Raw genomic sequence first — 19746 nt, 5'->3', positions numbered from 1 at the left:
ACGCGTTACACACACTGGTAGGAACGTTCCTGCTATGTCAGGATCCGCTCCATGGATCCCCTCGGTTTCGACGGCGCCTGGCTGTTCAGCCCACGTATCCATACGGATCGGCGTGGGGCGTTCCTCGAATGGTTCAGGAACGACCAGCTCGACCGCCCGCTGGAGCTCGCCCAGGCCAACTGCTCGGTCTCGACCAGGGGCGTGCTGCGCGGCGTGCACTACGCGGACGTGCCTCCCGGCCAGGCCAAGTACGTCACGTGCGTCTCCGGCAGCGTCCTCGACGTCGCGGTGGACCTCAGAACCGGCTCGCCCACCTTCGGCCGCTGGGCGGCGGCGCGGTTGGACGACGTCTCGCGGCGGGCCGTCTACCTGGCCGAGGGGCTCGGCCACGCGTTCTTCACGCTCAGCGAGTCGGCCACCGTGGTCTATTTGTGCTCCACCTCGTACGCCCCCCAGCGCGAGCACGGCATCCACCCGCTGGACCCGGCACTCGGCATCGTCTGGCCGGAGGGCATCGAGCCGATCCTCGCGGACAAGGACGCCGCCGCGCCCACGCTGGCCGAAGCCGTCGAACACGGTCTACTCCCCTCCTACGCCGACTGCCTGGCTCACTACGCGAGCACTCCAGGAGGTCAGCAGGGCCGGCCAGGCCTCGTGTAAGGCGGTGGACCAGTCGCGCATCGGCGGCAGCCCGGCGGCCCGCCAGTTCCCGTGCCCCAGCAGGCTGTTGGCGGGGCGCGGGGCGGGCCGGCACAGGGCAGTGCTCGGGATGGGCTCGACCCTGCCGGGATCGGCCCCGAGCAGGGTGAAGATCTCCCGCGCGTAGTCGTACCAGGTCGTCCGCCCCGCGCTCGTCCCGTGATAGACGCCGGGCGGGGCGTCCGCCCGGCCGAGCAGGACGATCCGCTCGGCCAGGTCGCCGGTCCAGGTGGGCTGGCCGAACTGGTCGTCGACCACGGAGACGGTCTGCCGGGAGCCTTCGAGTCCGACCATCGTGCGGGCGAAGCTGCGGCCCTGGGCGCCGTAGAGCCAGGCCGTACGCACCACGTGATGGCCGTGTTCCAGGGCCGCGCGCTCGCCCGCGAGCTTGGTCCTCCCATAGGCGTTGATGGGGCCCGTCGGCGCGGTCTCCCGGTACGGGTCGTGCCCGGAGCCGTCGAAGACGTAGTCGGTGGAGAGCTGGATCAGCCGGGCGCCCAGCTCGGCGGCGACCCGGGCCAGGACGGCCACGGCCGTCCCGTTGATCGCCAGCGCCTCCTGCTCGCGCGTCTCGGCCTCGTCGACGTTCGTCCACGCGCCGCAGTTGACCACCACGTCGGGCCGGGCCGCGCGGACCGCCCAGGCCACCGCGTCGGCGTCGCGCAGGTCCAGCTCGGACCGGGCGAACGGGACGACCCGCATCCCGGGCGTCACCCGGAGCAACTCTGTCAGGTCGGTGCCGAGCATTCCGCCGGCACCCGTGATCATCCACCTCATGCGGCCCGCCTCAGCACCAGGTCCGTGACCGTGGCGCGATGGTCGGTACGCGGGAGGGCGAGCGTCTCGAACGAGCGCACGGCCACCCCCTCGGACGCCAGCACGTGGTCGATGGCCACTTTGGGGACGAGGGCGGAGCGCCCGTTGTACGGCCAGGTCATGGCGAGCCCCTTTCCGGTGACGGACGCGGCGTCCTGATAGCCGGTGGCGATCAGCTCCCGCAGCACCGCGTGGTCGAGCGTGGAGTTGAAGTCACCGGCCAGGACACGCGGCCGCTTCGCCACCTTCGGCATCGCGGGTGGCAGGACCTGGATGCTCTGCGCCCAGCACCCCGCCAGCCAGCCGGCGGAGGGCGCGCAGGCGTGCACGCCGACGATGTCCACCTCCGAACCGTCCGGCAGCGTGACCAGGCCGCCGACGTGCTGCCACTGGTCCTTTTCGAAGCCGATTCCCGGACGCAGCGGGAAGCGCGAGTAGATGGCCGTGCCGAGCTGTTCCACGTGATGGGGCAGCAGGGCGCCGAGACCGGCCTCCGCCAGCCGCGCCGCGAGGTACGGGGTGAACTCCTGCAGGGTGAGCACGTCGGGACGGTTCCGCTCGACCGCGCTGATCAGGGCTTCGGCGGGCACCGAGCCCCGGAGCACGTTCGCGGTCATCACGCGGAGCGGCTGCCCGTCCGTCTCGGGGACGCCCTGCGGCACCGCGCGGGGCAGCACGACCGAGGCCAGCATCCCGCCCACCACCAGCGCGGCCAGCGTGGCGGGCCGGTTGCGCACCGCCAGAGCGAACGCCAGCGGCACCAGCGAGCCCGCGGCGGCGTACGGGGTGAACGACACGAGCTGGGACCACCTGAACTTGGGCTCCCAGCCGGTCACGCGGAGCACGGCCCAGCCGGCGAACGGTGACAGCAACGCCCAGAGCGCGGGGGTCACCCAGGTGTTCTGCTTCAACTACCGGCTCGCCCCCCACCACGCCGTGTTGCTCGCGTACCAGCTGACGGTGTCCTTCAGCCCCTGCTCGAACGCGATCTCCGGCCGGTAGCCCAGCCCGCGCAGCTTGCTGTCGTCGAGCGAGTAGCGGCGGTCGTGGCCCTTGCGGTCCGCGACGGGCTCGACCATGCTCCAGTCCCGGCCGCACGCCTCCAGCAGCCGGGCGGTCAGCTCCTTGTTGGTCAGCTCGGCGGTGCCCGCGATGTGGTAGACCTCGCCAGGACCGCCCTTCTCGGCCACCAGGCGGATGCCCGCGCAGTGGTCCTGGACGTGGATCCAGTCGCGGACGTTCCCGCCGTCGCCGTAGAGCGGCACCCGCTCGCCGCGCAGCAGGTTCGTGACGAACAGCGGGATGACCTTCTCCGGGTACTGCCGGGGCCCGTAGTTGTTGCCGCACCGGGTGATCGACACGTCGAGGCCGTACGTGATCGCGTACGCGCGGGCGACCAGGTCACCGCCCGCCTTGGCCGCGGCGTACGGCGAGCGCGGCAGGATCGGCGCGGACTCGTCCCACGAGCCGTGGTCGATGGACCCGTAGACCTCGTCGGTCGACACGTGCACCACCTTCGGGACACCGGCGTCCAGGCACGCCTGCATGAGCGTCTGGGTGCCGAGCACGTTGGTGCGCACGAACTCGGCCGGCCCTTCGATCGACCGGTCGACGTGCGACTCCGCGGCGAAGTTGACCACCAGGTCGTGGCCGGGCACCACCTCACTGAGCAGCCCGGCGTCGCAGATGTCGCCGTGGACGAATGTGTGGGGCGCCCCTTCGAGGTTGGCCCGGTTGCCCGCGTACGTGAGCTTGTCGAGCACGGTCACGTCCGCGTCGGGCAACCCGTGGACGAAGTGCGAGCCGATGAAGCCCGCCCCGCCTGTCACCAAAATCCGTCTCATGAACTGATCTGCACCTTGCTGTGATCGCCCAGCACTAGACGGTGGGCTTTGGGGGTGTCTGGGGCAGGGGTGACCTCGACGTCGTGGCCGATCAGCGACGACTCGATCCGGCCGACTCCCTGGATGGAGGCTCTGGGCAGCACGATCGAGTACTCGATCTCGCTGCGGACGACCGCGCAGTCGGCGCCGATCGAGGTGAACGGGCCAACGTAGCTGTCCTGGACCCGCGCGCCAGGGCCGATGATCACCGGGCCGACGACGCGTGAGCGCTCGACCACGGCCCCCGGCTCCACCACGACCCGCCCGATCAGCTCGCTGGCCTGGTCCACCAGGCCGCTCACCCGCCGGTCGAGCGACTCCAGCACGAGCCGGTTCACCTCGAGCATGTCGGTGACGTTGCCGGTGTCCTTCCAGTAACCGGAGATCACCGACGACTCGACGCGTAGATTCGCCTCGATCAGCCACTGGATCGCGTCGGTGATCTCCAGCTCGCCCCGCCACGACGGCTTGAGCTCGGCCACGGCGGCGTGAATGGCCTGGCTGAAGAGGTAGACGCCGACCAGCGCGAGGTCGCTCTTGGGCCGGTCGGGCTTCTCCTCCAGGCCGACCACCCGGCCGGCCGCGTCGAGCTCGGCGACCCCGAACTGGCGCGGATCGCCGACCCTGGTGAGCATGATCTGGGCGGTGGGCCGCTCCCTGACGAACCGGTCCACCAGGCCGCTGATGCCGCCCACGATGAAGTTGTCGCCCAGGTACATGACGAAGTCGTCGTCACCGAGGAAGTCGCGGGCGATCAGCACGCCGTGGGCCAGGCCCAGCGGCGCCTCCTGGCGCAGGTAGGTCACCTGCAGGCCGAACGCGGAGCCGTCGCCGACGGCCGCCTCGATCTCGGCGTGCGTGTCGCCCACGACCAGGCCGAGCTCCCTGATCCCCGCCTCGGCGATCGCCTCCAGGCCGTAGAACAGCACCGGTTTGTTGGCGACGGGGACGAGTTGCTTGGCCGAGGTGTGGGTGATGGGCCGTAGCCGGGTGCCCGACCCTCCGGCGAGCACGAGTGCTTTCACCGCTAGTAAGCCCCTTCTCCACGGGTGACGACGGACCAGGTCTTCCACAGGATCTGCAGGTCGAGGATGAGGGACCAGTTCTCCACGTACCGCAGGTCGAGGCGTACGGACTCTTCCCAGGTGAGGTTCGAACGGCCGCTGACCTGCCAGAGTCCGGTCATGCCCGGCTTGACGACCAGGCGGCGGCGTACGTCGCTGCCGTACTTGGCGACCTCCTCCGGCAGCGGCGGCCGGGGGCCGACCAGCGACATGTCACCGCGCATGACGTTGAACAGCTGAGGGAGCTCGTCCAGCGAATATTTGCGGAGGAAAGCGCCTACCGGAGTGATCCTTGGATCGTTCCTAATCTTGAAGAGCACCCCGTCGAGTTCGTTGGCATCGAGGAGGGTGCCTTTGAGCTTCTCCGCATCCTTCACCATTGTCCGAAATTTCAGGACACGGAATTCTCTGCCGCGTTTGCCGACCCTGGTCTGGGTGAACAGCGCGGGACCCGGGCTGGTCAGGCGGATCAGCAGCACGATCGCCAGCAGCGGCACGGCCATGAGCAGCAACGCGGCCCCCGCTACGAGCCGGTCGAAGACGGTCTTGACGAACTGCTTGGTGCCGTCGAACTCGGGATGCTCCACGTGCAGCAGCGGCATCCCCGCCACCGGCCTGATGCTGATCCGCGGGCCCGCGACCTCCATGAGCGCGGGCGCGACGAACAGGTCGGTGCGCGCGGTCTCCAGGCTCCAGGCCAGCCGCCGCAGCGCCGACCCGTCGAACTCCTGGCAGGCGGTGACGGCGACCGCGTCGGCTCGCGTCCGCTCCACCACCTCCGCGACGTCGCCGAACGAGCCCAGCACGGGTATGCCGTCGAGATCGGCGTCCATCCGGTCCGGCGGCAGGCAGGCACCGACGACCATCATCCCGTGGTACGGCTCGCGGCGGAACTGCATGATCAGGTCAAGAATGGATTCGCGATGGCCGACGGCGATGACCTGGCGCATGTACTCGCCGACGACTCTCCGGCTGTGCAGCCGTTTTCGCATCTTGTAGCGGAAGTACAACGTGGACAGCAGCGCCAGCGGCAGCATCGCCATCACGAAGCTGCGCGCGACGACGGTCTGCGTGGCGTAGGCGCCGATCGCGACGGCGGCCATCAACCCGACGCCGCCGTTGAAGACGGCCCTGAACTCCTCAGTGCCCTCGCCGTGCGCGCGCTGGCGGTATGCGCCTCCCATCATCAGTGCGAGGGGCCAGCCGACGATCAGGCCGCCCCCCAGAAGAAACTCGGCCGGCGATACGTACGCGCCGGACAAGAGACGGACACTCAGCACGCAGACGCACGCGATCAGCGCGCACGCCATGTCGCCACCCCAAAGAAGCCGTAAATACGCTCGCGTCCAGATGCTCGACGCATGACGTGATACGGCTTCGAGGAGCACAACGTCGGACTCCCCGGTCCCCACCCTCATAGCACCACCCTGAAGACTCTGTGCACCGCAGTAACATGACGTTCCTTGAACCTCATGGGTTGACAAGTCCCCCATGCACCTTCAAGGGCGGCGGCCCCCACTAAAGAGTAAAGATCCACTCCAGCATGCGATATACCGTCAAATGTCCACAACCGGACGGATCTAGGGATGGCCGGGGGGTTGACGGAACGATCCAAAAGTGCCAACCGGCGCGTCGGCAAACGTGAAGTTTATGGCTGAATTACAGCCGGCTTCCGGAATATGAAGTGGCTAGTCATATTCCAGATCCGGCAAAGCGGACGGCGGGTCGGGGCTCCGCCAGACCACCACGACCCCGTCATGCGCCGACTCGGCGGCGAGGTTCAGCCGGTCAAGATCGAAATCGGGTAGGTAGCGGAGGCGGGCGAGAAACGTGGCGTCGGTGGCCGACCTGGGCACTACGCAGCCCTCGCCGTCGCGGTCGAGCAGGATGTAGAGGACGTCCTCTCCCGACTCGGTCACCACACGGACCTCGACCACGTCCTCCCACGCAAGGGCTTCGACGCTCCCGTCCGCATAGTGACGGGTTACGCCCTCTTCCGTGACATACACGTAGGAGTCCGGCATCGCGTTGCCGTGCATGGCCGCGATTCTTGCGACATCTGGGGTTCCCCCGCAAGGGTTCGGGATTTTCCCTCGCGAAAGTGGCTCAGCAGGAGGTCAGGACAGGCCCGGCCGCGGCCTCGCGAGAGACTCGGGAACGGCCGTCAAGAGGGGCTCGGGAAGCTCAGGAGCGGTCTTCGAGAGGGGTTCCGTCGCCCCACGAGTGGCCCAGGTGGGCGGCCACCGCGGCCTGCGCGGTCTCGGCGGGGCCGGCGGCGATCGCGTCGAGCAGCGCCCGGTGTTCGTGCACGAGCACGTCCCGGTCCTCGTAGACCTCGCGCAGGCGGACCAGGCCTAGCCGGGTCTCGGCGGCGAGCGCGCCATAGAGCCGTTCGAGCCGCGGACTGCCCACGGCCTCGATCAGCGCCTGGTGCAGCGCCATGTGCTCGGCCACCGACTCCGACCACGGCGCGTCGGCGGGCAACGCGCCCATGCGGGCCAGCGCCGCCTCCGCCTCCGGCACCCGCCGTCCCGCCACCGCCGTGGCCATCAGGCCCTCCAGCGGCCTGCGTACGTACATGAGATCGTCGAGGTCCGCGATCGTCACCTCAGGGACATAGGCGCTGCGATTACGCTCGCGCCTGAGCAGCCCTTCGTGCACCAGCACGGCCAGCGCCTCGCGGACCGTGGGCCTGGCCACGCCGTAGGTGGCGGCGAGCTCCTGCTCGGGCAGCGCCGTGCCCGGCCCGATCTCGCCGGAGAGCACCCTGCGGCGCAGCGCGTCGGCGAGCGCGCCGACCGCGGAGACGGGTCTGAGCGGCAACGTCACGGCTGCGACTCTAACGCCTCGTCGAGGCACACCCTCTCCGCCCTCTTCTCCCGACGTGGCCTTTCCGGTACGGCCACCACGACCAGGCTGATCGCCAGCAGGACGAGACCGGCGATCGACACCGGACTCAGCCGCTCATCGAGGACCAGCAGCCCGAGCAGCGCGGCGACGGCCGGCTCGGTCAGGGCGAGCGTGGCGGCCGTGGCCACCGGAGTGGTGCGCAGGCCCCGGCCGTACAGGAAATAGGACAGGGCGGTGGCCCCGAGGCCGAGGTAGAGGGCGGCGAGCAGCCCGCGCGGCTCGGCCAGCCACTCGGTGCCCCGCCAGAGCAGGACCGGCAGCATGATGACGGCCGCACCACCGAACAGCACCCCCATGACTCCGTTCGACGGCGCGCCCGCGCTGATCGCCCGAGCGGCGGTGACAGCGTAGAACGCGTAGAGCAACCCACCGAGCAGCGCGAACGCCACTCCGGACACCACCTGCCCACCCGTCTGCGCCCCACCGCCGACGATCAGCGCCGCACACCCGCCGACCGCGGCGGCGGTGGCGGCGGCCCACCGGCTGCTCGGCCGTTCACCGTGCAGCAGCCAGGAGAGCAGCCCCGTGAAGACGGGCCCGCTGCCGATCGCGACGACCGTGCCGATGGCCACACCGGTGCGGGCGACCGCGGCGAAGAAGCACAGTTGGTACGCGGCCACGGCGACGGCGGCCAGCAGCAACCCGGGAGTGATCAGCGGGCCGCGCCTGACCCCCGTCCAGGCGAACAGGGCCAGCGCCGCGCCACCGATGACCAGCCGGGCGGCGGCCAAGGCGATGGAGTCCGCCGAGACGAGCAGTCCCGCCGTGCCGGCCGTCCCCCAGAGCACGGAGGCACCGACGACAGCGAGGGGTCCGTTCTTCATGCCCATCATTGTCTGACAACTAGACAGTTTCGTCCAATTGTTGGTCGATGAACCGCCCGGCCGGAGCGGCCACCTCGGCCGCGTAGTCGTCGAACACGGCGAGCCCGTCGTGGATGCTGGACGTGGTCTTGCGCGGCAGCGCCAGCAGCACGTCGCTCTCTACGGAGACCACGCCGTCGACGTGGAACGCGCCGTCGACGGCGGCGATGGAGACGGTGAAGCTGAGCTCACGGCCGTCGGGGAGGGTGAAGACGGTCCCGGTCCGGACGCCGGCGGGCGGGAAGAAATAGGAGAAGGGCTCGTTCCTGACGAACGGGTGGTGTAACTCGGCGAGAATCTCCGCTGCCCGGCTCAGCGCCGCCAGCAGGCCGGCCGCGGCCAGGCTCTCGCTGTCCACCCCACGAGCCTAGATCAGCCCGCCCACCCATGACCAGGCGCAAGGCACTTGGGGGTGCGGGCCGGCATCCCCGCCCTCACGCCCCTCGCCCCCACGGCCCCTGCCGTCATGCGGCCCGGCCGCTTGGTCGCGGACCAATTGGTGGCGCGCCCGTCGATCGCGGGCAGCTTGGTCGCGGACCGGTCGGTCGGTGGCGGGTCGCCCGTGAGTTGGTGGCGGGTCAGTCGGTGGCGAGGCGGGCGTGGCGTTCGACGTCGTAGCGGCGGCCGTCATAGCGGAGCTTCTGGCGTTCGATGCCCTCCGGGCGGAAGCCCGCCTTCGTGGCCACCCGGCATGAGGCCGAGTTGTTCGTACGGTGTCCCAGCTCCAGCCGGTACAGGCCGCGTTCGCGGAAGGCCCAGCGGGTCAGCTCGATCATGGCCACCACCGCGACACCCCTGCCCCTGGCCTCGGGCACCGTCCAGTAGGAGACCGAGCCGTTGCCGTTGCCGTCGATGCCCGTCACCGCGACGTTGCCCACGACCTGCCCGGAGAGCGTGACGGCGAAGGCGTGCCCGGCGCCGGCCCAGCCCGCGATCCACCCCGTCGCGTCCTTGAGCGACACGATCGGCCAGGACGCCTGGCTGACCATGTCGGGCGCCTGGAACGCGCGCAACACCACGGGAGCGTCGTCCGCGCACCACTCGCGCAGCTCGATGTCCAAACCTGTCACGCTGCCCGAGACTAATGCCTCTTCCGCCACTTTTACGCCCTATTGCCCGATTTTATGAGCAGCCTCGAAGGGAGCGACCAGCTCCTTGGGCGCCGTCAAGCACCACGCCTCGGCGACCAGCTCGAACAGCTCGTCGGCGTCGATCCGCTTGAGATGCACCACGACCCACCCGAACCGGCCGGCCGTGAACTGGACCTCGAACACCTCAGGCCGCTCGGCGACCAGCGCGATCTGCTCCTCGATCGTCGCCTTGAGCCCGACGGTCTCGGTCTCCTCCCACAGGTAGCCGAAGCCCTTGTCGCGCACCTTGAGGCTGACCCAGGTGCCACCGTGATCGCCCAGGCGCGCCTCGGGCAACTCGTCCAGCAGCTTGAGGAACTCGTCGACGCTCACACCCATGGTGTCTTGTGTAGCAAACCGCCCCGACACTTTCCCCCCGGCTGCGGCGACCGGGTCTCACTCGTAGTAGCGGGCCTCGATCACGTTCCCGTCGAGGTCGGGGAAGTAGATCACGTCCGGTGCGATGCCTCTGGCGCCGAACGAGTTCGAGCCGGTGCCGGTGACCTCGACGCCGTTCCGGGCCAGCCTGGCTTCGAGCGCGTCGAAGTCCGCGCGGCCGAGCGCCAGGCAGAAGTGGTTCACCGGGTGACCGGCGCTGCCGCTGACGCCGGTGGCCTCGTCGACGCGGTTCGCCGCGTTCTCGGGCATCAGATCGATGATCGTGTCATCGGAGACCCGCACGCTGGGGAACGGCGCCTTGCCATCCCTGAACTCCTCTGCACGTACCCCGGGCAGGCCGATGACCTGCTCGTAGAAGTCGAGCGCGCGAAGCTGGTCCGAGACCCAGCAGACGAGATGATCCAGACGCACGTCCATACAGACCTCCGGTAGCAGGGTGCCGGCCTCGTCCAATATCTGTTGCCCGGCTTATCCCTGTCCACTTGTCGGTTTGTGAGCAGTCCGTCACAAGACCATCAGGCGATGACCAAAACTGAGGCCATTTAGCGTCCAGAAAGCCTTCAGCCTGTCCCTATACTCTCGACGGCATGGGACGACCGCCTCGCCACGACGTTGACCGATTGCTTGACGCGGCCGCCGAACTGGTGGCCGCGAGCGGCCCGAGCACCGTCACCGTGGCGGCGGTCGCCCGCGCGGCCCGCGCGCCGAGCGGCTCGATCTATCACCGCTTCCCCAGCCGCTCCTCGATGCTCGCCACCCTGTGGCTGCGTACCGTCGACCGCTTCCAGGACGGTTTCCTGTCCGCGCTCAACACCGAACCCGCCGCACGCGCCGCCCCCGCCGCCGCGCGCCACGTCGTCGCCTGGAGCAGGGCGCACCCGCACGAAGCCCACATCCTGCTGTACGGCCCGGCCGACTTCGACGAACCCAACTGGCCCCAGGAGGCCCGCGACCGCCTGGAACGCAGCGACCGCCGGGTCCGCAACGCGGTTCGCGCCCTGGCCGAACGGCTGGACAGGCGCGAGCCACGGGAGGTCGAGCAGCTGTTCCTGGCCACGGTCGACCTGCCGTACGCCACGGTGCGCCGCCACCAGAGCCTGGGACGGCCGATCCCCGCCTACGCGGAGGACCTGGTCACCAGCTGCGCCGCCACGCTCATGAGGTCCTAGTGGGCCACGGTGACCACGATCTTGCCGAACTGGGTGTTGGACTCCATGTGCCGGTGGGCCTGGACGATCTCCTCCAGCGGAAACAGGCGGTCCACCACCGGCCGGAAGGCTCCCGCGCGCAGGCCCGAGGCGACGAACGCCTCGGCGCGACGTAGCCGCCGCAGGTCCTTCGTGGTCTCCAACACCGTGTACGTCCGGATGTTCAGCGCGGGCATGCCCAGGTCGAACCCTGGATACGGCGTCGGCTGGCCACTCAGCGCGCCGTACAGGAAGAGCGTGCCGCCGGGGGCCACGGCCCGCGCCAGGTCGGTCACGCCCGGCCCGGCGACGGCGTCGAAGACGTACTCGACCCCCTTGCCGCCGGTCAGGGCCAGCAGCCTGGCCGGTACGTCCTCCTCGTCGGAGACGATCACGTCGGCCGCGCCCTCGTCGAGCAGCCGTTCCTTCTTCTCGCCGGTACGGGTGACGGCGATCGGTGTGGCTCCCACCCGGTTCGCCGTGTGGATCGCGGCCAGGCCGACGCTGCTGGAGGCGGCGGTCAGCGCCACCACGTCGCCCGCTCGCATTCCGCCCACTTCCACCAACGCGCCATATGCGGTGAGGTAGGGCATCCACACCGCCGCACCGGAGACCGCGTCCACCCCGTCGGGCCGGTGCAGGAGCGCGGCCGCGGGGACGATCGTCTGGGCGGCGTAGACGCCGTAGTCATTCTGCGAGAAGGCCGGCACAGTGCTGACCGCCTGCCCCTCCTCGAACCCGGTCACCTCCGGGCCGACGGCCTCGACCACTCCGGCCGCCTCGGAGCCGAGCCTGCCCGGGAACCGCTTCACCGGCTCGATGTACCGGTCGCTCCGGAACAGCGCCTCGGCCCTGTTGACCCCGATCGCGTCCACCCGGATCCGCACCTCGCCCGGCCCCGGATCGCCCGTCTCCAGGTCCTCCAGCCGCATCACCTCGGGCCCACCGATTTCGTGAAATCGCACTGTCCTCGCCATGCGGTCCACTGTTACGCAGAAGTACGATTGCTGTCAAACTTCGATGGGTGTCGTACTATGAGGCTCATGGGACGTACGCCGCCGCACCCAGAGGTGTCACAGTTCGACCTCCAGCAGGTGCTGGAGGCGCTCGTCGACCCGGTGCGCCGGAGCATCGTCACGCAGCTCGACGCCGCCGACGAGGACCTCAGTTGCGGCACGTTCGACATCTCGGTCAGCAAGTCCACCGCCACGCACCATTTCAAGGTGCTGCGCGAGGCGGGCCTGATCCGGCAGTACTACGTCGGGACCTCGCGGCTGAACGCCCTGCGCCGCGCCGAGATGGACGAGGCGTTCCCCGGCCTGCTCGACGCCCTCACCACGCGACGGGAGCAGTGATCGTCAGGGCCCGCGGTAGCGCAGGCCGTCCATCAGCAGGTTGAGCATGCGGTCGGTCCTGTCCCGCTGCCCGTGCTCGGCGGCGACCAGCGCCACGCCGCCCAGGCTCGCCAGCACGTCCTCCGGCTCGACGTCCGCCCGCGTGGCCCCCGCGGCGGCCCCGGCCGCCAGCAGTGACCCGATGGCGCCGACCAGCCGGTCGCGGCTCTCCGCGAACGGATTGCCGCCGGAGGCGATGACCGCGCGCAGCGCGTCGGCCATGCCGCGCTTGGTCGTCATGTAGTCGACGAAGCGGTCCATCCAGGCGCGGGTGGCCTGGTCGGGCGGCAGGGTGCGCAGGAGGTTCGCGGCGGCCTCGCACAGCCTGGTCAGCTCGTTGCGGTACGCGGCCTCGATGAGCGCCTCGCGGGTGGGGAAATGCCGGTAAAGCGTACCGATGCCGACGCCCGCGTCCTTGGCGATCGCGTCGAGCGTCACCTCGGGGCCGTCGTGGGAGAAGGCGCGCACGGCGGCGTCGAGCAGCCGATCGCGGTTGCGGCGCGCGTCGGCGCGCAGCGGTCGGGACCCGGCCTGCACGGCGTCTCCTGTCGGATTCGGGGCGAGATTTGCTAAACGGAGGAGGCTCCGAATACAGTGAACTTACTGGAGGCTCCTCCGGTTACATCGTACCTGCCGGAGCTCTCCCACCGCATCCCTGACAAGGACTGGGGAATCATGACTCGCATCACCACTCCGTTCACCGCCCGATCCACTGCGGCTGAAGTGCTGGCCGGCGTCGATCTCACCGGCCGGCGGGCCATCGTCACCGGCGGGGCGTCCGGCATCGGCGTCGAGACCGCCCGCGCGCTCGCCGGGGTGGGCGCGGAGGTGACCCTCGCCGTCCGTAACCTCGACGCGGGCGCGGCGACCGCCGAGGACATCATCGCGACCACCGGCAACAAGCGGATCCACGTGGCCCCGCTGGACCTCGCCGACCGGAGCACGGTCACGTCGTTCGTGGCCGCGTGGGAAGGCCCTCTCCACATACTGGTCAACAACGCCGGTGTGATGGCCTGCCCCGAGGCGCACACGCCCGACGGCTGGGAGCTCCAGTTCGCCACGAACCATCTCGGCCACTTCGCCCTGGCCACCGGCCTGCACGCCGCGCTCGCGGCGGCCGGCGGCGCCCGCGTGGTCTCGGTCAGCTCCAGCGCGCACCTCCGTTCGCCGGTCGTCTTCGAGGACATCAACTTCCGGGACCGCGCCTATGAGCCGTGGTCCGCGTACGGGCAGTCCAAGACGGCGAACGTGCTGTTCGCGGTGGAGGCGGGGCGGCGCTGGGCGGACGACGGAATCACGGTCAACGCGCTGATGCCGGGCGGCATCCGCACGAACCTCCAGCGTCACGTCAGCGAGGAGGACCTCGACCGGCTGCGCGCCGCCGCCGCCTCCTCCGGCGAGGACATGTCGTGGAAGACGACCGAGCAGGGAGCGGCCACGTCGGTGCTCGCCGCCGCGTCGCCGCTGCTCGACGGCGTCACCGGCCGCTACTTCGAGGACTGCAACGAGGCCCTCCCGAGTGACAAGCCCATGAGTCGCCACGGCGTGGCCGCCTACGCGCTCGACCCGACGTCGGCTGCGCGTCTGTGGGAGCTGTCGGTCAAAGCCTGAATTTTCATTACGGCCGGCATGGGTCACCCCCACCCGCCGTCCATGGCCGGCGTCTGTCCAGGGAAACGGTCCTCCGGTGGGCGGGGCCGGGCGCCGTTACGTGCGCCTTCTTGGCCGGTTCCCGCCTGCTAAGATACCCATTGGATCAGTCGATCCCAGCCGCCGGTGAGTCTCCCCGCGTGCTTCACTCTTCCCCATCATTCCTGGTAGTCCGCTGCAGAGTCTCCTTTATGGACACCAAAGGATTTCCAGGTCAATTCGCCCGTAGCCAGCGGTTCTCGCTCGGAATGCCCCGCACCTTCACCCTGTCACCCGATGGGCTTCGGGTGGTGTTCCTCCGGACTCCTGGGGGTGAGGAGCGGGACAGCGGTCTGTGGGTCGTCGATGAGATGGGCGAGCGGCTGGTCGTGGCGCCGGGGTCGACCGGGGCCGTGCCGGAGGAGGAGCGGGTTCGGCGGGAGCGGGCTCGGGAGCGGGCGACCGGTGTGGTGGCCTATGCGGCCGATGCCGCGGTACGTACCGTCGCCTTCGCTGTGGACGGGCGGCTGTGGACGGTGCATCTCGATGGCGGTGAGCCCCGGCCCGTCCCCACCGCCGGGCCGGTGGTGGATCCCCGCCCCGATCCCACCGGGAGCCGGGTCGCCTACGTGACCGGCGGCGCGCTGCATGTCGTCGAGCTGGACAACGGGCATGACCGGCGGCTGGCCGTACCCGATGACCCGGAGATCGTCTGGGGGCTGGCCGAGCATGTGGCGGCGGAGTCCATGGACCGGACACGCGGCCATTGGTGGTCGCCCGACGGCACCCGGCTGCTGGCCGCCAGGGTGGACAACCGGCCCGTGCGGCGCTGGTGGATCGCCGATCCCGCCGACCCGTCCCGGCCGCCGCGCGAGATCGCCTATCCGGCGGCCGGGACGGCCAACGCCGAGGTCACGCTGCACGTGTTCGACCTTGACGGCGGCTCCGTGGAGCTGCGGTGGGACCGGGCCGCGTACGAGTACGTGACCGCCGCCGGCTGGGACGCGCACGGTCCGCTGATCAGCGTGCAGAGCCGGGACCAGCGCACGCTGCGCGTGCTGGCCGCCGATCCGGACACCGGTGAGACGGAGCTCCTGCACGAGCAGCGCGACCCCGCCTGGGTGCAGCTCGTCGCGGGCACGCCCGCGCGGACCGCGTCCGGCGCGCTGGTGCACACCGGCGACCTGGACGGCACCCGGCGGCTGCTCGTGGACGGCCGTCCGGTCACCCCCGAAGGGCTGCAGATCCGCTCAGTCTTGGACGTCTCCGGCGAATCCGTGCTCTTCACCGCGAGTGACGAGCCCACCGAGCAGCACCTGTGGACATACGACGCGGAACACGGTCCCGTACGGCTGAGCGAGGGGCCGGGACTGCACACCGGCCGGCGGGCGGGCGGCACGTTGCTGCTCGCCTCACACACCGAGGCCGGTCACTCGTTCCGCGTGGTCCGCCACGGACGGCCTGACGCGGAGATCGCCTCGCTTCAGGCGGAGCCGGTGCTCGTCCCGCGGGTCACGTGGCTGCGCGCGGGTGAGCGGGAGATCCGGACCGCGTTGCTGTTGCCGTCCTGGCATCGGCCGGGCTCCGGTCCGCTGCCGGTGCTGATGGCCCCGTACGCGGGACCGGCGATGCAGTTGGTGACCCGGGCCCGGCACTGGTGGCTGGCCGAGGCGCAGTGGTTCGCCGAGCACGGGTTCGCGGTGGTGACGGCGGACGGCCGGGGCACCCCGGGACGCGGCCCCGTCTGGGAGAAGACCGTCCATGGAGACACGCTCACCGCGCCGCTGGAAGACCAGGTCGTGGCGCTGCGAGCAGCCGCCGAGCACTGCCCCGACCTCGACCTGGGCCGGGTGGGCATCCGTGGCTGGAGCTACGGCGGCACGCTCGCGGCGGCGGCGGTGCTGCGCCTGCCGGAGGTGTTCCATGCCGCCATCTCTGGGGCGGCGCCGAGTGACCAGCGGCTGTACGACACCCACTGGCGGGAGCGGTTCCTCGGCCACCCGGACGAGCAGCCGGAGAACTACGAGCGCTCCTCGCCCATCGGCGACGCGGCCCGGCTGCGCCGCCCGTTGCTGCTGGTGCACGGCCTGGCGGACGACAACGTGGTGGCCGCCCACACCTTGCGGATGTCGGCCGCGCTGCTGGCGGCGGGCCGGCCGCACCAGGTGCTGCCGTTGTCGGGGGCCACGCACATGCCGACCGCCGAGGCGGCTGTGGAGGGGCTGCTGCGGCACCAGTTGGAGTTCCTACGTACGGCATTGAACGTCGCTTTCCGCTGACCCCACCGCCTTGGCCGGTCCAACAGCGGCTTAACAGGGCGATAGCAGCGGGCTGCCAGCGTGCGGCGCCATCGTTGGCGGACAACCTCCTCCGAAGGGAAAGCTCATGACCTCGACAGACGGTATCCGGTTGGGCGTGGTCCGCGGCATCCAGTACGGTCTGGTCGCCAAGCCCGGCACCTTCGCCCCACAGGCCCGCGACCTGGGCGCCGGACTGCTGCGGATGTTCTTCTACTGGTCCCAGCTCGAACCCGAGCCGGGCCGCTACGACTGGACCTCGGTGGACGCGGTCCTGGACCAGGTCGACGACGACACCGAGCTGTGGTTCACCCTCAGTGCGGCCTCGACGTGGGGCTCGACCAGGTCGACCGACCTGCTCCCCGGATCGCCGCCCACCGACCCGGCGGCGTACGAGGCGATGCTGCGCGCCCTGGTGACGCACTGCGCGGGCCGCGTGCGCTACTGGCAGTGCGAGAACGAACCGTGCATCCCGCTGTTCTGGGGCGGCACCGCCACCGAGTACCTCGACCTGCTGACCCTCTTCCACCGGGCGATCAAGGGCGCCGACCCGCAGGCCGACGTCGTGCTCGGCGGCTGCCCGCCCGGCGTCTTCCCCGCCCCCGAGAGCCCCGACGGTGAGCGGGACTTCTTCCTGCGGCTCATCGCCGAAGGCGCCTATGACGTGTTCGACATCCACCTGTACGGCGACCCGTACCGGATTCCGGCCACCATCGACGACATCCGCGCCGTGATGCGCTCGTACGGGTACGAGAAGCCCATCCTGGCGGGCGAGTACAACGGCCCGCTCCTCCTCGAGTACCCGGAGGTGATGGAACACCTGTCCGACGTCATGAGCTCTGGCGCCATGACCCCGTGGCACACGCTCACGGTCGAGGAGTTCAGAAAGGGCGGGCTGTCCCCCGCATCCGCCCGGGAGGCCATGAAGCGGCTGTACGCGCGGATGAGCGAGCTGCCGCCCAACCTGCAGATGTTCATGACGGGCTGCCCGCCGAAGCTGGAGGACAGGCGGCACCGGATCAACGCGCGCGACCTGGTGGTGCGCAATCTCCTGGCACTGTCCTGCGGCCTCCGGCGGACGATCTGCTGGCAGCTCGGGCCGGAGACCCCGGAGCCCCCGATGCCCGACGACCATCTCGAACTGCTGCAGTTGATGTTCTCGAAGTTCGTCCTGCTGGCGTACGACGGCGAGACGCTCGGCGTCCGTCACCCCAGCGCGGACGCCTTCGCCGACCTGGCCGCGCGCCTCGACGGCGCCGAGAGCGTCCGCCGGCTCGAACAGCCCGACCACCCGGACACCTACCTGTTCGAGGTGATCCGCCCGGGTCGGCCGCCGCTCCACGTGACCTGGGTACGCGGTGCGGAACAGGCCATCGAGTGGAACTTCGCTCCTCAAGGAAGCAGCAGCCCCCAGTAGAGAGCCCATGGGACGAACACCGCGCCACCGGCGAGCAGCAGGCCGAGCCGTACCCTCTCCCCTCCCGGCACGGACGCGCGGCGCCGGCGCCAGGCCAGCGCCGTGCGGACGGTGGCGAGCAGGCAGGCCACCGCGAGGAGCTGCAACGCCACCCAGATCACCGGGTGACCCGCCACCATGGGCCCGGGAGCGGCCAGCTTGCCACCGGTCATGACCACGTAGAACAGGTACCCGAACGCCCCGAGCACCACCCCGAACCCGCCCGCGCTCACCAACCGGGCAGCCCTGGACACCGGTGCCAGGGAAGCACGGCGAAGCCGCCGTACCAGCGCGACCACCGGATACGCCCCGAACGCCACCAGGAACACCAGCAACGCCACCACCTGCGTCCCCGCCGACTCCCACCAGGCCGGAGGATCCATCGGCACGGTCGGCGACGCCTGCTCGGGGGCCGGTCCGTTCGTCTGAGCCGTGGGCAGTCTGCCGTCCGTCACGTCTTTCACCCAGGATCCGACCAGATCGGGGTAACCGGGGGCGAGCGTCTTCAGCCGGGTGACACCACCGTCAGGGGTCTGGTGGGCGGCGTGGTCGGCGCCCGGGAAGAACTGGAAGGTGTAGTGCCGATTCCCGCCCGCTTCCAGCGCCTTGGCGAACACCGGAGGGGTCTCCTTGGGCGGGGTCAGCAGGTCGTTCACGCCCCAGATGCCGAGAACGGGCTGGCGTACCGTGGCGATGGTCGGCGCGGGATCGTAGTAGGGCTCGGGGAACATCCCGCCGTCGGCGATCGCCGTGTACAGCTTGGGCTCGGCCCGTTCGACGAGCGACCCCGACACCCCTGCCTTACGCAGCCCGGCCGCCACGGCCCAGGTCTGCTGCCGCAGCGGCGCCAGCGCGTTGGCCCCCACGAGCACGATGAACGCGACCTCCTTCGAGCGGGACGCCGCGATCGGCACCACCCAGCCGCCCTCGCTGAGCCCCCAGAGCCCGACCTTCGCCGGATCTACGCCCGGCTGCTTCCGCAACGTGGCCACGGCACCGAGCGCGTCGTCGGCCAACTGCGAGTAGGACCGGTTGAAGAGCGAGTACCCCTCGGATCGTTTGTCGTAGATCAGCACAGACAGCCCCCGGCGGGCGAACTCCACCGCCTCACCGAGTAACTGCGTGCGCGGCGTTCCGGTACCCGCGCCGTGCACCAGAACGATCCCCGGCCGACCGGCCTTCGCCCCGGGCCGGGCCAGGACCGTGCCATGCATGGCGAGCCCCCCACTACCCCGGAAGCTCACCTCGGTCGCCCGCAGATCAGCCGGCACGACGAGCGGGGCTGGTTCAGCGGCCGCGGCGGCGGCCGGTGTGACGAGTAGGCACAGGGCGAGAGCCACTGCCACTCGGGCAAGAATCCGTCTCATATGCCGAACCTACTCTGCAGAGACATCTCGGCAAAGGCTTCTCTGCAGATATCGTTCTGCAGGAGGACTAGGCTGCTCCTCATGAAGGATGACGAGGCGTTCGTACTCGACGACCCGGAGCGGCTCAAGGCCCTGGCCCACCCGATGCGACGGCTCATGCTGCGCCACCTCAACGTGCACGGCCCCGCCACCTCGACCACCCTCGGCGAACTGCTGGGCGCCAAGACCGGCACGACCAGCTACCACCTGCGCCAGCTCGAGAAGTACGGCTTCATCGAGGAGATCCCCGAACGCTCGACCGGCCGGGAACGCTGGTGGCGCCGCGCCGACGTCCCAAGAGACATCCGCCTCCCCACCCCGGACCAGCTCGCCCCCGAGGACCGCCCCGTACTCGCCGAATTCCACCGCATCGGCATGGACGAGGACCGCGAACTGTTCGAACGCTTCCCCGCGGCCTACCGCCGCGACCCTGACTGGGCCAAGGGATCGCGCGGCATGGGCCGCATGACCAAGGAGGAGTTCGCCCGGTTCTATGAGGAGTACATAGCCCTGCTACTGAGATACAGCCACCGCGCCGAGGACGCACCCCCAGACGCCCGCCCCCTGTACATCCGCCTCTTCGCCCTCCCCGCCGACGAGGATTTCGCTTGAA

General features: G+C 70.2%; 22 protein-coding genes. 7 read left to right on the top strand and 15 right to left on the bottom strand.

What is annotated here, in order from left to right:
• The first annotated feature begins 51 nt into the window (after positions 1–51).
• Positions 52–660, top strand: coding sequence for a dTDP-4-dehydrorhamnose 3,5-epimerase (gene rfbC, locus AB0B91_RS55230; RefSeq protein ID WP_358339673.1), 609 nt, complete (start codon positions 52–54; stop codon positions 658–660).
• Here the strand turns inward: rfbC and rfbD are convergent.
• The 12 genes from rfbD to AB0B91_RS55170 all read right to left on the bottom strand — a co-directional run bounded on the left by rfbD (position 580) and on the right by AB0B91_RS55170 (position 10181).
• A complete protein-coding gene (rfbD, locus tag AB0B91_RS55225) occupies positions 580–1476 on the bottom strand; it encodes a dTDP-4-dehydrorhamnose reductase (RefSeq protein WP_358339671.1) in 897 nt (298 codons plus the stop codon). The genes rfbC and rfbD overlap by 81 nt on opposite strands.
• Positions 1473–2426: an endonuclease/exonuclease/phosphatase family protein gene (locus tag AB0B91_RS55220; protein WP_358339669.1), complete on the bottom strand. Its 954-nt coding sequence runs from the start codon at positions 2424–2426 to the stop codon at positions 1473–1475. Before AB0B91_RS55220 ends, rfbD begins: the two co-directional genes overlap by 4 nt.
• Positions 2427–3359, bottom strand: a complete 933-nt coding sequence (rfbB, locus tag AB0B91_RS55215; RefSeq protein ID WP_358339667.1) for a dTDP-glucose 4,6-dehydratase — start codon at positions 3357–3359, stop codon at positions 2427–2429.
• On the bottom strand, positions 3356–4423 hold the full coding sequence (locus AB0B91_RS55210) for a glucose-1-phosphate thymidylyltransferase (RefSeq protein WP_358339665.1): 1068 nt from the start codon (positions 4421–4423) through the stop codon (positions 3356–3358). Before AB0B91_RS55210 ends, rfbB begins: the two co-directional genes overlap by 4 nt.
• Positions 4424–4425: 2 nt before the next feature.
• The gene (locus AB0B91_RS55205; protein ID WP_358339663.1) at positions 4426–5772 is read right to left on the bottom strand and encodes a sugar transferase; all 1347 of its coding nucleotides are present in this window, start codon (positions 5770–5772) and stop codon (positions 4426–4428) included.
• Positions 5773–6150: 378 nt separating this feature from the next.
• Positions 6151–6501, bottom strand: coding sequence for a hypothetical protein (locus tag AB0B91_RS55200; RefSeq protein WP_214640566.1), 351 nt, complete (start codon positions 6499–6501; stop codon positions 6151–6153).
• A 145-nt stretch (positions 6502–6646) separates the two neighbouring features.
• Positions 6647–7291, bottom strand: a complete 645-nt coding sequence (locus AB0B91_RS55195) for a GntR family transcriptional regulator (protein ID WP_358339661.1) — start codon at positions 7289–7291, stop codon at positions 6647–6649.
• Positions 7288–8196: an EamA family transporter gene (locus AB0B91_RS55190; protein ID WP_358339659.1), complete on the bottom strand. Its 909-nt coding sequence runs from the start codon at positions 8194–8196 to the stop codon at positions 7288–7290. Before AB0B91_RS55190 ends, AB0B91_RS55195 begins: the two co-directional genes overlap by 4 nt.
• A 19-nt stretch (positions 8197–8215) precedes the next feature.
• Positions 8216–8593, bottom strand: a complete 378-nt coding sequence (locus AB0B91_RS55185) for a hypothetical protein (RefSeq protein ID WP_358339657.1) — start codon at positions 8591–8593, stop codon at positions 8216–8218.
• A gap of 220 nt (positions 8594–8813) precedes the next feature.
• Positions 8814–9305, bottom strand: coding sequence for a GNAT family protein (locus tag AB0B91_RS55180; protein ID WP_358339655.1), 492 nt, complete (start codon positions 9303–9305; stop codon positions 8814–8816).
• Positions 9306–9344: 39 nt separating this feature from the next.
• The gene (locus AB0B91_RS55175; RefSeq protein WP_358339653.1) at positions 9345–9704 is read right to left on the bottom strand and encodes an MmcQ/YjbR family DNA-binding protein; all 360 of its coding nucleotides are present in this window, start codon (positions 9702–9704) and stop codon (positions 9345–9347) included.
• 57 nt (positions 9705–9761) lie between these two features.
• Complete coding sequence (locus AB0B91_RS55170; RefSeq protein ID WP_358339651.1) at positions 9762–10181, bottom strand: VOC family protein; 420 nt, start codon at positions 10179–10181, stop codon at positions 9762–9764.
• Between the two features lie 170 nt (positions 10182–10351).
• Between AB0B91_RS55170 and AB0B91_RS55165 the strand changes: the two genes are divergently transcribed.
• Positions 10352–10933, top strand: coding sequence for a TetR/AcrR family transcriptional regulator (locus AB0B91_RS55165; RefSeq protein ID WP_219529220.1), 582 nt, complete (start codon positions 10352–10354; stop codon positions 10931–10933).
• Here AB0B91_RS55165 and AB0B91_RS55160 read toward each other — a convergent pair.
• Positions 10930–11916 carry a zinc-dependent alcohol dehydrogenase family protein gene (locus tag AB0B91_RS55160; RefSeq protein ID WP_358339649.1) on the bottom strand — a complete coding sequence of 329 codons (987 nt, stop codon included), beginning with the start codon at positions 11914–11916 and terminating at the stop codon, positions 10930–10932. The genes AB0B91_RS55165 and AB0B91_RS55160 overlap by 4 nt on opposite strands.
• 78 nt (positions 11917–11994) lie before the next feature.
• Between AB0B91_RS55160 and AB0B91_RS55155 the strand changes: the two genes are divergently transcribed.
• The gene (locus tag AB0B91_RS55155; protein ID WP_358339647.1) at positions 11995–12306 is read left to right on the top strand and encodes a helix-turn-helix transcriptional regulator; all 312 of its coding nucleotides are present in this window, start codon (positions 11995–11997) and stop codon (positions 12304–12306) included.
• A 3-nt stretch (positions 12307–12309) separates the two neighbouring features.
• Here the strand turns inward: AB0B91_RS55155 and AB0B91_RS55150 are convergent, their stop codons facing one another.
• Entirely contained in the window at positions 12310–12882 is a 573-nt protein-coding gene (locus AB0B91_RS55150; RefSeq protein WP_358339645.1) for a helix-turn-helix domain-containing protein, read from the bottom strand.
• A gap of 138 nt (positions 12883–13020) precedes the next feature.
• Here AB0B91_RS55150 and AB0B91_RS55145 point away from each other — a divergent pair, with 138 nt between their 5' ends.
• From AB0B91_RS55145 to AB0B91_RS55135, 3 genes are all read left to right on the top strand, one after another.
• A complete protein-coding gene (locus tag AB0B91_RS55145; RefSeq protein ID WP_358339643.1) occupies positions 13021–13956 on the top strand; it encodes an SDR family NAD(P)-dependent oxidoreductase in 936 nt (311 codons plus the stop codon).
• Positions 13957–14285: 329 nt separating this feature from the next.
• Positions 14286–16253, top strand: coding sequence for a prolyl oligopeptidase family serine peptidase (locus AB0B91_RS55140; protein WP_358339641.1), 1968 nt, complete (start codon positions 14286–14288; stop codon positions 16251–16253).
• Positions 16254–16359: 106 nt separating this feature from the next.
• Positions 16360–17688, top strand: a complete 1329-nt coding sequence (locus AB0B91_RS55135; protein ID WP_358339639.1) for a hypothetical protein — start codon at positions 16360–16362, stop codon at positions 17686–17688.
• On the opposite strand, the gene AB0B91_RS55130 is transcribed toward AB0B91_RS55135, so the two are convergent.
• Positions 17664–19094 (bottom strand): alpha/beta hydrolase, encoded by a 1431-nt coding sequence (locus AB0B91_RS55130; RefSeq protein ID WP_358339638.1) that lies wholly within the window; start codon positions 19092–19094, stop codon positions 17664–17666. The two genes, AB0B91_RS55135 and AB0B91_RS55130, sit on opposite strands and share 25 nt — an antisense overlap.
• Positions 19095–19175: 81 nt before the next feature.
• On the opposite strand from AB0B91_RS55130, the gene AB0B91_RS55125 reads away from it, so the two are divergent.
• On the top strand, positions 19176–19745 hold the full coding sequence (locus tag AB0B91_RS55125) for a helix-turn-helix domain-containing protein (protein WP_358339636.1): 570 nt from the start codon (positions 19176–19178) through the stop codon (positions 19743–19745).
• Position 19746 lies beyond the last annotated feature (1 nt).

It is taken from the genome of Nonomuraea sp. NPDC049141, assembly GCF_040648415.1.
Taxonomy (GTDB): Bacteria; Actinomycetota; Actinomycetes; order Streptosporangiales; family Streptosporangiaceae; genus Nonomuraea.
This window is presented reverse-complemented; position numbering and strand designations above follow the sequence as displayed.

What these genes read in the sequence shown, in the direction of transcription:
- AB0B91_RS55165 (WP_219529220.1), top strand. Translation starts at nt 10,352, where the DNA reads ATGGGACGACCGCCTCGCCACGACGTTGACCGATTGCTTGACGCGGCC.
- AB0B91_RS55135 (WP_358339639.1), top strand. Translation starts at nt 16,360, where the DNA reads ATGACCTCGACAGACGGTATCCGGTTGGGCGTGGTCCGCGGCATCCAG.
- AB0B91_RS55155 (WP_358339647.1), top strand. Translation starts at nt 11,995, where the DNA reads ATGGGACGTACGCCGCCGCACCCAGAGGTGTCACAGTTCGACCTCCAG.
- AB0B91_RS55190 (WP_358339659.1), bottom strand. Translation starts at nt 8,196, where the DNA reads ATGAAGAACGGACCCCTCGCTGTCGTCGGTGCCTCCGTGCTCTGGGGG.
- AB0B91_RS55125 (WP_358339636.1), top strand. Translation starts at nt 19,176, where the DNA reads ATGAAGGATGACGAGGCGTTCGTACTCGACGACCCGGAGCGGCTCAAG.
- AB0B91_RS55175 (WP_358339653.1), bottom strand. Translation starts at nt 9,704, where the DNA reads ATGGGTGTGAGCGTCGACGAGTTCCTCAAGCTGCTGGACGAGTTGCCC.
- AB0B91_RS55170 (WP_358339651.1), bottom strand. Translation starts at nt 10,181, where the DNA reads ATGGACGTGCGTCTGGATCATCTCGTCTGCTGGGTCTCGGACCAGCTT.
- rfbC (WP_358339673.1), top strand. Translation starts at nt 52, where the DNA reads ATGGATCCCCTCGGTTTCGACGGCGCCTGGCTGTTCAGCCCACGTATC.
- AB0B91_RS55130 (WP_358339638.1), bottom strand. Translation starts at nt 19,094, where the DNA reads ATGAGACGGATTCTTGCCCGAGTGGCAGTGGCTCTCGCCCTGTGCCTA.
- AB0B91_RS55145 (WP_358339643.1), top strand. Translation starts at nt 13,021, where the DNA reads ATGACTCGCATCACCACTCCGTTCACCGCCCGATCCACTGCGGCTGAA.
- rfbB (WP_358339667.1), bottom strand. Translation starts at nt 3,359, where the DNA reads ATGAGACGGATTTTGGTGACAGGCGGGGCGGGCTTCATCGGCTCGCAC.
- AB0B91_RS55200 (WP_214640566.1), bottom strand. Translation starts at nt 6,501, where the DNA reads ATGCACGGCAACGCGATGCCGGACTCCTACGTGTATGTCACGGAAGAG.
- rfbD (WP_358339671.1), bottom strand. Translation starts at nt 1,476, where the DNA reads ATGAGGTGGATGATCACGGGTGCCGGCGGAATGCTCGGCACCGACCTG.
- AB0B91_RS55205 (WP_358339663.1), bottom strand. Translation starts at nt 5,772, where the DNA reads ATGGCGTGCGCGCTGATCGCGTGCGTCTGCGTGCTGAGTGTCCGTCTC.